11 protein-coding genes are annotated in these 13,493 nt (G+C 62.0%); 6 read left to right on the plus strand and 5 right to left on the minus strand.

Going from position 1 to position 13,493, the window contains the following annotated elements:
* Nucleotides 1-41: 41 nt before the first annotated feature.
* Nucleotides 42-884 (plus strand): taurine dioxygenase, encoded by an 843-nt coding sequence (tauD, locus tag M5B44_RS07210; RefSeq protein WP_248738668.1) that lies wholly within the window; start codon nucleotides 42-44, stop codon nucleotides 882-884.
* Nucleotides 885-930: 46 nt separating this feature from the next.
* Here the strand turns inward: tauD and mgrA are convergent, their stop codons facing one another.
* Genes mgrA through M5B44_RS07225 form a run of 3 tightly spaced genes read right to left on the minus strand, consistent with a single transcriptional unit; the run spans nucleotide 931 to nucleotide 5,554 of the window.
* A complete protein-coding gene (mgrA, locus tag M5B44_RS07215; protein ID WP_248738669.1) occupies nucleotides 931-1,968 on the minus strand; it encodes an L-glyceraldehyde 3-phosphate reductase in 1,038 nt (345 codons plus the stop codon).
* Between the two features lie 39 nt (nucleotides 1,969-2,007).
* Nucleotides 2,008-3,327, minus strand: a complete 1,320-nt coding sequence (locus M5B44_RS07220) for an LLM class flavin-dependent oxidoreductase (protein WP_248738670.1) — start codon at nucleotides 3,325-3,327, stop codon at nucleotides 2,008-2,010.
* A 1-nt stretch (nucleotide 3,328) separates the two neighbouring features.
* A complete protein-coding gene (locus M5B44_RS07225; protein ID WP_248738671.1) occupies nucleotides 3,329-5,554 on the minus strand; it encodes a TonB-dependent receptor in 2,226 nt (741 codons plus the stop codon).
* Between the two features lie 206 nt (nucleotides 5,555-5,760).
* Here M5B44_RS07225 and M5B44_RS07230 point away from each other — a divergent pair, with 206 nt between their 5' ends.
* Both M5B44_RS07230 and M5B44_RS07235 read left to right on the plus strand, forming a co-directional pair.
* Nucleotides 5,761-6,798 (plus strand): LacI family DNA-binding transcriptional regulator, encoded by a 1,038-nt coding sequence (locus tag M5B44_RS07230; RefSeq protein ID WP_248738672.1) that lies wholly within the window; start codon nucleotides 5,761-5,763, stop codon nucleotides 6,796-6,798.
* A 183-nt stretch (nucleotides 6,799-6,981) separates the two neighbouring features.
* Nucleotides 6,982-7,242 carry a hypothetical protein gene (locus tag M5B44_RS07235; RefSeq protein WP_114881008.1) on the plus strand — a complete coding sequence of 87 codons (261 nt, stop codon included), beginning with the start codon at nucleotides 6,982-6,984 and terminating at the stop codon, nucleotides 7,240-7,242.
* 24 nt (nucleotides 7,243-7,266) lie between these two features.
* Here M5B44_RS07235 and betT read toward each other — a convergent pair whose 3' ends face one another.
* Together betT and epsC are read right to left on the minus strand one after the other, a co-directional pair.
* Nucleotides 7,267-9,228, minus strand: coding sequence for a choline transporter BetT (betT, locus tag M5B44_RS07240; RefSeq protein ID WP_167443790.1), 1,962 nt, complete (start codon nucleotides 9,226-9,228; stop codon nucleotides 7,267-7,269).
* Nucleotides 9,229-9,605: 377 nt separating this feature from the next.
* Entirely contained in the window at nucleotides 9,606-10,532 is a 927-nt protein-coding gene (gene epsC, locus M5B44_RS07245) for a serine O-acetyltransferase EpsC (protein WP_248738673.1), read from the minus strand.
* A 190-nt stretch (nucleotides 10,533-10,722) separates the two neighbouring features.
* Between epsC and M5B44_RS07250 the strand changes: the two genes are divergently transcribed.
* The 3 genes from M5B44_RS07250 (at nucleotide 10,723) to tcyL (ending at nucleotide 13,493) form a co-directional block, all read left to right on the plus strand.
* Nucleotides 10,723-11,715, plus strand: a complete 993-nt coding sequence (locus M5B44_RS07250) for a D-cysteine desulfhydrase (protein ID WP_248738674.1) — start codon at nucleotides 10,723-10,725, stop codon at nucleotides 11,713-11,715.
* Nucleotides 11,716-12,027: 312 nt separating this feature from the next.
* Entirely contained in the window at nucleotides 12,028-12,828 is an 801-nt protein-coding gene (gene tcyJ, locus M5B44_RS07255) for a cystine ABC transporter substrate-binding protein (protein WP_085712693.1), read from the plus strand.
* Nucleotides 12,828-13,493 (plus strand): cystine ABC transporter permease, encoded by a 666-nt coding sequence (gene tcyL, locus M5B44_RS07260; RefSeq protein ID WP_114881003.1) that lies wholly within the window; start codon nucleotides 12,828-12,830, stop codon nucleotides 13,491-13,493. The genes tcyJ and tcyL overlap by 1 nt, the downstream gene beginning before the upstream one ends.

The following is a 13,493-nucleotide window of genomic DNA, read 5'->3' on the forward strand; positions in this document are numbered from 1 at the left end:
ACCCCGACAGTTTCGGGGCCCCGGAATTGAAGAGAACCACCATGAGCAGCCTGAACATCACCCCTTTAAGCTCGGCCCTCGGCGCACAGATCAGCGGCGTCGACATCAGCCAGCCGCTGATCCTGGAACAGCGCGATGCCATCGAGCAGGCGCTGCTCAAATACCAGGTACTGTTCTTCCGCAATCAGCCGATCGAGCCGTCGCAACAGGCGCGCTTCGCCCACTATTTCGGCGACCTGCACATTCACCCGATCTACCCGAACGTGCCGGAACAACCGGAAGTGCTGATCCTCGACACCGCCGTCACCGACGTGCGCGACAACGCGATCTGGCACACCGACGTGACCTTCCTGCCAACCCCGGCCATGGGCGCGGTGCTCAGCGCCAAGCTGTTGCCGGAGTTCGGTGGCGACACGTTGTGGGCCAGCGGGATTGCCGCGTATGAGGCGCTGTCGGCGCCGATGAAAGCGCTGCTCGAAGGGCTGACCGCGACTCACGACTTCACCCGCTCGTTTCCGCTGGAGCGTTACGGCAACACGCCGGAAGCACTGGCGCAGTGGGAAGAGGCACGGCGCAAGAATCCACCGCTGTCGCATCCAGTGATTCGCACGCACCCGGTGAGCGGGCGCCGCTCGCTGTTCGTCAACGAAGGCTTCACGTCGAAGATCAATGAGTTGTCGGAAACCGAGAGTGAAGCGCTGCTGAAGTTCTTGTTCGCCCACGCGACGCGGCCGGAATTCACCATTCGCTGGCGCTGGCAGAAAGATGACATCGCGTTCTGGGACAACCGCGTAACGCAGCATTACGCGGTGGATGATTACCGTCCGGCGCGGCGGGTGATGCAGCGGGCGACGGTGTTGGGGGATGTGCCGTTTTTCCGCTGAACAACTGATCGTTCCCACGCTCTGCGTGGGAACGATCAGCTTGTAGTTATTCAGCCGTCGAAGGCTTCTCCCAAAGATTGATCCCGCCCTCCTGGGCAAACCGGTCAATCTCCGCCAACTCTTCCGCACTGAAATTCAAATTCTTCAACGCCCCGACGTTCTCGACAATCTGCTCCGGTCGGCTCGCACCGATCAGCGCCGAGGTCACTCGCGGATCCCGCAGCGTCCACGCCAACGCCAGTTGCGCCAGGCTCTGCCCACGACGCTTGGCGATCTCGTTCAACGCCCGCACATGAGCGATGTTGGCCTCGGACAAATGCGAAGCCTGCAACGAACCACCCCCCGGACGATTGACTCGCGCATCCGCCGGCACGCCGTTGAGGTATTTGTCAGTCAGCAGACCTTGCGCCAGCGGGGTGAACGCAATCACGCCGGTGCCGAGTTCGTCGGTGGTGTCGAGCAGGTCCTTTTCCACCCAACGGTTGAGCAGGTTGTAGGCCGGTTGGTGAATCAACAGCGGCACTTTCCACTCTTTGAGCAGCGCGGCGATTTCGCGGGTTTTTACCCCGGAGTACGACGAGATACCGATGTACAACGCCTTGCCCTGCTGCACCGCCGTGGCGAGGGCGCTGGCGGTTTCTTCCAGCGGGGTGTCCGGGTCGAAGCGGTGCGAATAAAAGATATCCACATAGTCCAGACCGAGGCGTTGCAGGCTCTGGTCGAGGCTGGCCAGCACGTATTTGCGCGAGCCGCCGCCCTGGCCGTAAGGGCCGGGCCACATGTCCCAACCGGCCTTGCTGGAGATGATCAGTTCATCGCGATACTGCTTGAAGTCTTCGCGCAGCAGGCGGCCGAAATTGGTCTCGGCGCTGCCGTAGGGCGGGCCGTAGTTGTTGGCCAGGTCGAAGTGGTTGATCCCCAGATCGAACGCTGTGCGCAGCAACGCGCGCTGGGTGTCGATCGGCGTGCTGTCGCCGAAGTTGTGCCACAGGCCCAGGGACAGCGCCGGCAATACCAGACCGCTGCGTCCGACGCGGCGGTAAGGGATGGAGTCATAGCGGTTTTCGGCAGCGGTGTAAGTCATCGAATCCTCTCTTGTCGGTCTTGAAATGGGTGTCGATTGCTACGCAAAGCGATTGGCGGGTCGGGCGAGGCCAAGGTTCTGGCGCAAGGTCCGGCCCTCGTATTCGGTTCTGAACAGCCCGCGCCGTTGCAGTTCCGGGACCACGCCATTGGCGAAGTCTTCGAGCCCGCCGGGCAGGTGCGGCACCAGCACGTTGAAGCCGTCCGCCGCGCCTTGCTCGAACCATTCCTGCAAACGGTCGGCAATCTGCGCCGGCGTACCGACAACGCTGTAATGCCCGCGACCGCCAGCGATTCTGCGACCCAGTTCGGCCAGGGTCAGATGCTCGCGGCCAGCCAGTTCGGTCAGCAGTTTCTGTCGGCTCTGCTGGCCGCTATCAGTCAGCGGCAATTCCGGCAGCGGCCCGTCCAGCGGGTACTTCGACAGATCGAAGTTGCCCAGCATACGCCCAAGCAGAGCGACGCCAACCTCGGGTTCGACCAATTGCTGAAACGTTTCACATTTTTCCTGCGCTTCGGCTTCCGTCTGTCCGACCACGACAAACACGCCGGGCATGATTTTCAGCGAATCGGCACTCCGTCCGTACTTCGGCAAGCGCCCCTTGAGGTCGGCGTAGAACGCCTGGGCGCTGGCCAGCGAGGTCTGCGCGGTGAACACCACCTCGGCCGTCTGCGCCGCCAGTTCACGCCCGGTTTCCGATGAGCCGGCCTGCACGATCACCGGCTGACCCTGTGGCGAACGCGCGACATTCAGCGGGCCTTTGACCCGGAAGTGCTCGCCGACGTGATCCAGCACGTGCAGTTTTTCCGGGTCGTAATAGGCGCCGCTGGCCTTGTCGCGGAGGAAGGCATCGTCCTGCCAACTGTCCCAGAGCCCGGTCACCACTTGATGAAATTCCCGGGCGCGGCTGTAGCGTTCGGCATGGCCGATGTGTTCGTCTCGGCCAAAATTCTGCGCTTCGGCGGCGTTGTCCGAGGTCACCAGATTCCACCCCGCTCGCCCGCCGGACAGGTGATCGAGGGACGCGAATTTACGCGCCACGTGGTACGGCTCGTTGTAGCTGGTGGTGGCGGTGGCGATCAGGCCGATGTGCTCGGTCACCGCGCTCAAGGCCGAGAGCAAGGTCAGCGGCTCGAAGTGATCCGAACGGGCCATGCGGCTGGCGATCTCGTGAGTCGGCGCGGCAACGCTGTCGGCGACGAACAAGGTGTCGAACTTCGCCGCTTCGGCAGTCTGCGCCAGGCGTTTGTAATGGGCGAAATCCAGCCCGGCGTTGGCCGGTACGTCCGGATGACGCCACGCAGCAACGTGGTGCCCGGTGGCCATGAGGAACGCGCCGAGTTTCAGCTGTCTGCTCATCTCAGAAATCCTTGCGCAGTTGCACGCCGAAGTAGCGCTCGTCGTCGCGAGGCACGGCGCGGTAGATGTAATTGCCACCGCTGGCGAGCAACGGCGAATACGACTTGTCTGTGAGGTTCTTGCCGAGCAATGCCACGCGCCAACCGTTGGTGTAATCGGCCAGGGCGACACTGGCGTTCCAGAGGCCGTAGGCGCCTTGTTTGGTGTCGGTGTTCTGGCTGATGTCGTACTGCACTTCGCTCTGCCAGCTGTAGTCGGTGCCGAGTTCGATATCCAGGCCGTTCTCCAGCGGAATGGTGTAGTCAGCACGCACGTAGCTTTTCCAGTCCGGGCTGAACGGCAGCGGCTTGCCGTTGACGTTGCACGACGCCGCCGCGCCCGCCGGGCAGGCGAACTGATCGATGCGGGCGCGGGTGTAGGCCAGTGCGCCGGAGACCTTCAGTTGCTGGGTCGCCTGCAGGGCGTAGTCGAGTTCCACGCCTTCGGTGCTGACGCTGCCGGCGTTGATCAGGCGCGTCACCACTTGCCCGGCGACGGTGTCAAAAAAGTTCGCCTGATAGTTGTCGTAGTCACTGTGGAAAACCGCGAGGTTGGTAGTCAGGCGATTGTTCCAGCTTGAGGCCTTGATCCCCGCCTCCCAGGTGTTGGAGGTTTCCGGTTTCAAAGCTTCGGTGTCGCGCGGCTGCATGTTGAAGAACACGTTGTAGGCCGGGCCTTTGTAGCCGCGCGAGTAGGTCAGGTAGGTGGTGACGGTATCGCTCAGGTCGTACTGCAGACCAAGCCGGCCGGACCAGCCGTCCTCGTCCACCGAACCGGAACTACTGGTAGCCGGTTGAATACCGCTGACAGTAGTGGCGGAAGTGGAGACGCGACGGTGATCGTATTCGAGATCGTCGTGGGTGTAGCGCAGGCCGGCGATGCCTCGGAAGTCCGAGGTGAAATTCAGCGTGCTTTCGCCGAACACCGCGTAGCTGTCGCTGGTGGTGCTGTAGTCGGCGACGCCATGGTCAGTCCGCGTGGTGGTGGTCAAAGTGCGCTGATAGGTCTCGTCATCCTTGCCGTGCATGTAGAACAGGCCGCCGACGTATTCGAGGAACCCGCCTTTCGGCGACGCCAGACGCAGCTCCTGCGAGTACTGGTCGAACGCCAGGTTGCCCTTGTCCGCCGTGCCGGGGAACGCCGCCGTTACCGTGCCGAGACGGTCGCCGTCCTGATACTGGGTGTTGTCCCAGCCGCGCCACGCGGTGATCGAAGTCAGGGTGTAATCGCCGAGTTGCCAGTCGAGCTGGCCGGACAGGCCCTTGTTGGTGTCTTCGACGTGGGTGCGGGTGTCGGTGTTGATATCGCGGTTGTGACTGGTGGCGCTGACCGGGCTCAGTGCATTGGTGAACGCCGGAGTCAGCGACTTGGTCACGACGCCATTGGGGCCGTCATCGTGGGACTGCATGTAGTCGGCGATCAGCGTGAAGGTGACGTCGTCGTTCGGGGTGAATTCCAGCTTTCCGCGCACGCCGCGATGGTTGTAGCCATTGACCTCCTGATCGTTGTGCTTGTTATCGACGTTGCCGTCGTAAGTGCCGAACAAGGTGCTGATCGAACCCTTGAGCGTGTCCGGAATCAGGCTGCCGCCGATGCCGAAACGGGTGCGGCTTTCGTTGCCGCTGTAGTACGACTGATCGATGTAACCGTGGGTCTCGGTGGTCGGCGCCTTACTGGTGATATTCAGCACGCCGGCCGAGGCGTTCTTGCCGAACAACGTGCCTTGCGGACCGCGCAAGACTTCGACGCGTTCCAGATCCAGCAGATCCAGAGTCGACTGACCGGGACGGGCGTAGACCACGCCATCGATCACCGTGGCCACCGTCGGCTCGACGCCCGGCGAGGTGGAAATCGTCCCCACGCCACGCACGAACAGCGAGGTGTCCTTGTTCGATGCGCCAGTGCGGAAATTCAGCGACGGCACTTGCTGGACGATGCTCGCCACGCTGTTGCGGTTGTCGCGCTCCAGTTGCTCGCCGTCGATCACCGACACCGCCACCGGGACCTTTTGCAGCGACTCTTCGCGGCGGGTGGCGGTGACCGTGACGGATTTGAGTGTCGGCTCCTGATCGCTGCTGTCGGCGGCGAACGCAGCGGGTAGCGGCAGCGCGGCCAGCCCGGTGAGTAGCCAGCCCGCAGCGCGGATCGATTGCGCCAGTTTGTGTATCGCCCCAGGAATGTTGTGCATGTTTGCCCGCTCGAAAAGTTGCCCTGAACCGCTGCCGTTCTGCGACGACAGCGCCTGTCTCGGTGTCTTGGGCATTCGCTCGAGCGAGTAGCAGACAATACGTTTTGTTAGCGCTAACATCGCCAGTATTGGCAAGCCCGGCATAGAGCGTCCAATACTGAAAAATTACTTTTATATGCGTTTTGGTTTTTAAGAAGGATCGAGCCTTGAGCGAAGAAAAGCCCCGCAAACGCCGTGGCGCCGGTCGCGTGACCCTCAACGCGGTGGCGCGCCAGGCCGGTGTTTCGGCAATCACCGTGTCGCGCTACTTCAACCAGCCGGAACAGGTCTCGCCCGAACGCCGCGAACGGATCGCGGCGGTGGTTGCCGAGCTGGGTTATGTACCGAATCTGGTGGCCGGCGGCCTCGCTTCGGCGCGGGGAAAAATCGTCGGCATGGTGATCCCGAACATCTCCGGGCCGATCTTCGCCAACACCATTCAGGGCTTCAGCGACACCCTCAGCCGCCACGGCTATCAGCTTCTTCTGGCATCGAGTTACTTCAGCACTGAGCAGGAAGAAAACGCGGTGCGGGCCTTTCTTGGCTGGTCGCCAGCAGCGCTGGTAGTGACCAGTCACTTCCACAGCGCGGGCACGGAAAAGATGCTGGCCGAAGCGGATATTCCTGTGATCGAAACCTGGGATTACCAACCGGATCGCGAGCCGATGCAGATCGGCTTTTCGCACTTTGAAGTGGGAGTCAGCGCCGCCCGTTATCTGCACGGCAAAGGCTATCGGCGAATCGCCTTCGTGCAGAACAGCGCCCCCGGCGACTTCAGTGCGCTGGAGCGTCGCGACGGTTACGCCGCAACGGTTCGCGAGCTGGGCCTGGAACCGTGGGTATTCGCACCGGACGCCGATTGCGCCCCGTTCGAGGCCGGCAAGCAAGCGATGGAAGCGCTGATGAACGCCTCGCCGCGCCCCGACGCCATCTTCTTCGCCAACGACAACCTCGCCGCCGGCGGCCTGCTCGCCGGGCAACGCGCCGGCCTCAAGATCCCGGAAGACTGCGCCGTCCTCGGTTTCGGCGACTACCCGTTCGCCGAGATGCTGCTGCCGAGCCTGAGCACGATCAAACCGCCGGCGCTGGAGATCGGCGTACTGGCGGCGACGCGGGTGCTGGAAAGTCTGGGCGTGTTGCCGTGCGATGAGGTGCAGCGACTTAATCTGATGCAATGCACCGTGATTGAGCGGGAAAGTACCTGACGAATGTGGCGTGGGCTGGATTGACTATGCTCTAAATGAAACCGAGGTGGCGCCTTCGCGGGCAAGCCCGCTCCCACAGGGTTCTCCGTCGTCCACAGATTTTGTACGCAACACAGAACCTGTGGGAGCGGGCTTGCCCGCGAAAGCGTCCGATCAAACACCGCACATCCCGCAGGCACATCCATGCACACCGCAATCATCATCTTCTTCGGCCTGATCCTGCTGGCGCTGATGCTCTACATCGGCGAGCGCATCGGCTTCAGTCGCCAGACCATGGCCTACGGTTTCGCGGCGTTGTGGCTGGCGCTGACGGTGATCAATGGCGCGGTCGGCGTGGTGCATGCCGGGCAACCGCTGGGGTCGGAGATTGCGATCGGCAGCGCCGTGTTCGGGGTGCCGATCGCGGCGATGGTGTTGTTCATGGTGCTCAGCGCCGAGACCTGAAACCGTCCCGGCGCCCTGCTCCGATCAACGCACGAGATGCAGGAACTGCATGTGCCGTTCGTACTGGTCGAGGATGTCGTTGATGATCTGCTCTTTGGTGTAACCGACCAGATCGTAGTCCTGACTGCCTTCGCTCAGATGCACTTCAGCGCGGTAGTAGCGACGGTTGTTGAGCTGCTTGGAGCCCATGCCGCCGCGGGCGAACGACGGCGTGAAGTAGCCGCGCATCTGCACTTGATAGATGAACGGATGCAGCTCGCCGTGTCCGATTTCCAGGCTGACGCTGTCGTGGGCCGGATCGGGTTGCGTAACGACGTTCAGACCCTTCTCGACGAATACCGCCGTTACTTCTTCGATGGCCGGTTTCACCGTGGTGTCCATGAAGCGGTACACCTCGTCCCGCGACGGGAAGTGCACGGCCTGACTCAGGCGCTGGCGCCAGCCACCCTTGCCACGTCGCGAACCGGAGACCGGCGCCAGCGAATGCAGTTGCGCAATCTGCTTCTGCGACTCCAGATAGAACGCCTTGTGCAGCCCCCACATCATCAGCAGCAGAATCAGCGAGAACGGCAGCGAGGTCAGTACCACCGCTGACTTCAGCGCATCGATGCTGCCGGAGAACAGCAGCGCACTGGTGATCAGCGCGGTCATCGCGCCCCAGAACACCCGCAGCCATTTCGGCCCGTCTTCATCCGGGTTGCCGCCCTTGGCCGACAGGGTCGAGAGCACTACGGTGCCGGAGTCGGCGGAGGTGACGAAGAACACGAAGCTGATGAACACCGTCACCGCGATGACAGTTTTGCTCCACGGGTAGGTTTCCAGCAGCAGGTAAAGGGTCATCGACGGGTTGTCGAGAGCCGACATGCCCAGTGCCGACATGCCGTGGTTGAGCACCTGATCGATGGCGCTGTTGCCGAAGATCGACATCCACGCCAGGGTGAAACCGAGCGGGATCAGCAGCACGCCGAAGACGAATTCGCGGATGGTCCGGCCACGGGAAATCCGTGCGATGAACAGGCCCACGAACGGCGACCATGCAATCCACCAGGCCCAGTAGAACACCGTCCAGCCACCGAGCCAGTCGCTCGGTTTGTCGTAGGCGTAGAGGTCGAAACTCTTCGTCGGCAACGCGCCAAGGTAATCGCCGAGATTCTGGATCAGGGTGTTGAGCAAATGCTGGGTGGGGCCGGCGAACAACACGAACAGCAGCAGCGCACAGGCCAGCAGCATGTTGATGTCGGACATGACCCGCACGCCCTTATCCACACCGGAGACGGCGACGATGATCGCTGCGCCCATCATCAGCGTGATCAAACCCACCTGAATCCACTGGGTGTGGGCGATGCCGAACAGGTAGTCCAGACCGGAATTGAGGTGGAGCACGCCAAAGCCCATGTCCGCGCCGAGGCCGAACACCGTGGCGATGATGCCGAAGCCATCCACCGCGTAGCCGATGGGCCCGTTGATGCGTTTGCCGATCAGCGGGTACAGCGCAGAGCGCAGGGCCAGCGGCAGGTTGTGTCGATACGCAAAATACGCCAGCGCCATGCCGACGAAGGCGAACACGCCCCAGCCGTGCAGGCCCCAGTGCAGAAACAGTATCTGCATCGCCTGACGCGCCGCCTCCGCCGTTCCGGCCTCGCCTTGTGGCGGCTGGAGCATGTGGGTCAGCGGTTCGGAGACACAGAAGAAAAACAGCGTGATGCTGATCCCGGCGGCGAACAGCATGCCGGCCCAGGACAGGTAACTGAATTCGGGTTCGTCGTGGTCGGCACCGAGTTTGATCTTGCCGTAGCCCGATAACGCGGTGACCACCACGAAGACCAGATACAGGGTCATCGCGAGCATGTAGTACCAGCCGACCGTATTGGCCGCCCAGTTTTGCGCTTCAAGCAGCCAGGCACCGGCCTGTTCCGGCATGGCGATAACGGTCAGGCCGAACAGCAGGATCACCGTCGCGGCGAACCAGAACACCGGCGGATTCATGCGTACCAGACCACTGGCGGGGGTGGACGATGCACTCATGAACGGTGCACCTCAAGGGGTTGGAAAATGGCTGAAATGATCGGACTCAGCAAAGGCAAGCCTCCTGTTGTGAGCGGGCAGCGAGCTACCGGTTTAACTTGAATGAACGTTCAAGTTAAACATGGATAGCACGCTCAGGACTAATCGCAGGGCTCAGCGGTACCTTTCGTACGCTGGCTCAGGGAGGGGTATGACGTGGGTTTGGAAGGATTCGTTCAGTTATCGGTTTTGTGTGAACGCCCATCGCGAGCAGGCTCGCTCCCACATTTGGAACGCGATTCACTGTGGGAGCTAGCCTGCTCGCGATGGGGCCAGATCAGTCGAAGGAGATGCAAAGGCTACTTCTGCGTCCCGTCATCATGCTGCAGATTGGCCTGGGTCAGGTTGCACCCCGCCGGCACGCTGCGAGTCAGCCACACGTTGCCGCCGATGGTCGAACCCTTGCCGATGGTGATCCGCCCGAGAATCGTCGCCCCGGCGTAGATCACCACATCGTCCTCGACAATCGGATGCCGTGGATGGCCCTTCTGCAACTGGCCGTCCTCGTCCGCCGGGAAGCGTTTGGCGCCCAAGGTCACTGCCTGGTAGATCCTGACGCGCTCGCCGATGATCGCGGTCTCGCCGATCACCACGCCGGTCCCGTGGTCGATGAAGAAACTGCGGCCGATCTGCGCGCCCGGGTGAATATCGATGCCGGTCGCCGAGTGGGCGATTTCCGAACTGATCCGCGCCAGCAGCGGCAGGCCTGCGCGATACAAATGGTGCGCGAGACGATGGTGGATCACCGCCAGAATCCCCGGATAGCACAGCAGCACTTCATCGACGCTGCGCGCCGCCGGGTCGCCGTGATACGCGGCCAGCACATCGGTGTCGAGCAGGCTGCGCAGGCCTGGCAATGCGAGGGCGAAATCCTGAATGATCCTGATGGCCTGCGCTTCGACTTCGTTGTCATCCCGGGCGCTGTGGCGGGCGACGTAACGCAGTTCGAGTCGCGCCTGGGCCAGCAACGCATTCAACGCAACGTCGAGGGTGTGGCCGACGTAAAAATCCTCGCTCTCTTCCCGCAGATCCACCGGCCCCAGACGCATCGGGAACAACGCCCCGCACAGGGCCTCGAGAATCTGCGCCATCGCATCACGGGACGGCAATTCGCGCCCGCCCTGCTCGCCGCTGGCGCGGCCATTTTGTGCCCGCCACTGATCCCGCGCGGTACGCAGCTGGCTGACGATGGTCTGCAATTGCCAATGGCTGGAACGCTCGCTCACGGTAAAGACTCCTCACGGGCGGCCGGACTGTCTGGCCGCGTCAACGGCCACTACTTTACGGCAACGTCCCGGAGGCGAATTAAGAACCGATAGTGCTGGCCTAAGCACATTTGGCTATAAGCGATTGACGGTTGCCCCGGTAAAACGGCGTGCCTATAGTCCTGACATCCCCTTGCATCAGTACGGACTCATGATCAAACAACAGCTGGACCGCTTCAACCGCCTCGACCTGCTTGGCCAACCGACCCCACTGGAAAAACTCGAACGCCTGTCCACCTGGCTCGGCCGCGATGTCTACATCAAGCGCGATGACCTGACGCCGCTGGCCATGGGCGGCAACAAATTACGCAAGCTCGAATACCTCGCCGCCGATGCCCTCGCCCAAGGCGCGGACACCCTGATCACCGCCGGCGCACTGCAATCGAACCACGTCCGCCAGACCGCTGCGCTGGCCGCGAAACTGGGCCTGGGCTGCGTGGCCCTGCTGGAAAACCCGCTGGGCACCGACGACGCCAATTACACCGGCAACGGCAACCGCCTGCTGCTGGACCTGTTCGACACCAAGGTAGAGCTGGTCGACAACCTCGACAACGCCGACGAACAGCTGGCCGCCCTCGCCGTACGCCTGCGCAGCAACGGCAAGAAGCCGTATCTGGTGCCGATCGGTGGCTCCAACGCCATCGGCGCACTGGGTTATGTACGGGCGGGCCTGGAACTGGCGCAGCAGATCGAGGACACCGGTCTGCAATTTTCCGCCGTGGTGCTCGCCTCGGGCAGCGCCGGCACGCACAGCGGTATGGCCTTGGCCTTGAGCGAAGTGCTGCCGCACTTGCCGGTGATCGGCGTGACGGTATCGCGCAGCGAAGAAGATCAGCGCCCGAAAGTTCAGGGTCTGGCCGAACGCACTGCCGATCTGTTGGGCGTGGCGTTGCCGGAGAATTTCAAGGTCGAGTTGTGGGACGAATACTTCGGCCCGCGTTATGGCGAGCCGAATGCCGGAACCCTGGCGGCGGTGAAGCTGCTGGCCAGCCAGGACGCGGTGCTGCTCGATCCGGTCTACACCGGCAAAGCCATGGCCGGGTTGCTAGACGGCATCGGTCGCGGGCGTTTCGACGAAGGCCCGATCATCTTCCTGCACACCGGCGGCGCCCCGGCGTTGTTTGCCTACAAGGACTTTCTGTAGTTCGAAGCGCGTACTGCAGCGCTCGTTCCCACGCTCTGCGTGGGAACGCAGCCCGGGACGCTCCGCGTCCCATTTGAAAGGCGAACGCGGAGCCAGGGAACGCTCGGAATACAAAAACACATATTCCACATATGAATAACAAACGGAAAATTCATTATTTTCCATTCTAAAAGAACAGTCTTATAGTCTCGCCGCAGGCGAATATCGCGAGAGACGCATAAGCTGCTTTAAGGCAGGATAGCGCTGTCGTCCAATTCCCGGATTCGCCAACTTTCCTTAAGCGTCTTCCATAAGAAAACACAGGGGCTTGTCATGATTCTTTCCGCACTACGTCGAAATCTGCTGGTAGGTTCGCTGGGCCTGGCGCTGAGCGCCGGTCTGATCAGCAGCGCCGTTGCCGGTGAGCAACTGCAACAGATCAAGGACAAAGGCGTTATCAACGTCGGCCTGGAAGGCACTTACCCACCGTTCAGCTTCGTCGATGCCGACGGCAAACTGTCCGGCTTCGAAGTCGAGCTGTCCGAAGCCCTGGCCAAGAAGCTGGGCGTGAAGGCCAAGATCCAGCCAACCAAGTGGGACGGCATCCTCGCCGCGCTGGAATCCAAGCGTCTGGACGTTGTAGTCAACCAGGTGACCATCTCCGACGAGCGCAAGAAGAAGTATGACTTCTCCGAGCCTTACACCATCTCCGGGATTCAGGCGCTGGTGCTGAAGGACAAGGAAGCTGCGCTGAACATCAAGACCGCCGCCGACCTGTCCGGCAAGAAAGTCGGCGTAGGCCTGGGCACCAACTACGAGCAGTGGGTTCGTGCCAACGTACCGGGTGCCGACGTGCGCACCTACGACGATGATCCGACCAAGTTCGCCGACCTGAACAACGGCCGTACCGACGCGATTCTGATCGACCGTCTGGCCGCCCTCGAGTACGCCAAGAAAGCACCGAAAACCGTAGCGGCCGGTCAGGCGTTCTCCCGCCAGGAATCCGGTATTGCCCTGCGCAAAGGCGAGCCTGAGCTGCTGGCGGCCGTGAACAAGGCCCTCGACGAGCTGCGTGCCGACGGGACCCTGGCCAAGATCTCGGAAAAGTACTTCCAAGCTGACGTCACTAAATAATGGAAGCAGCTTTCCAACTCGCACTGGACTCCGCGCCCTTTCTGCTCAAGGGCGCGTACTACACGGTAGTCCTCAGCCTCGGCGGCATGTTCTTCGGCCTGCTGCTGGGCTTTGGCCTGGCGCTGATGCGCCTGTCGCGTTTCAAATCGGTCAGCTGGCTGGCCCGCATCTACGTGTCGTTCTTTCGCGGCACGCCGTTGCTGGTGCAGCTGTTCGTGATCTATTACGGCCTGCCGCAACTGGGGCTGGAACTCGACCCACTGCCGGCAGCCCTGATCGGTTTCTCGCTGAACATGGCTGCCTATGCCTGTGAAATCCTGCGCGCCGCAATCGGTTCGATCGAACGCGGTCAGTGGGAAGCGGCTGCAAGTATCGGCATGACCCGCGCGCAGACCCTGCGCCGGGCCATCCTGCCGCAAGCCATGCGCACGGCGTTGCCGCCGCTGGGTAACAGCTTCATTTCACTGGTCAAGGACACCGCACTGGCCGCCACCATTCAGGTGCCGGAGCTGTTCCGTCAGGCACAACTGATTACCGCCCGGACTTTCGAAGTCTTCACCATGTATCTTGCCGCCGCGCTGATCTACTGGATTCTGGCCACAGTGCTGTCGCACTTCCAGAACAAGCTGGAAGAGCGGGTCAATCGGCACGACCAGGAGTCCTGA

Origin of the sequence: Pseudomonas sp. MWU12-2029 (genome assembly GCF_023242425.1) — a bacterium.
Classification (GTDB): Bacteria; Pseudomonadota; Gammaproteobacteria; order Pseudomonadales; family Pseudomonadaceae; genus Aquipseudomonas; species Aquipseudomonas kribbensis.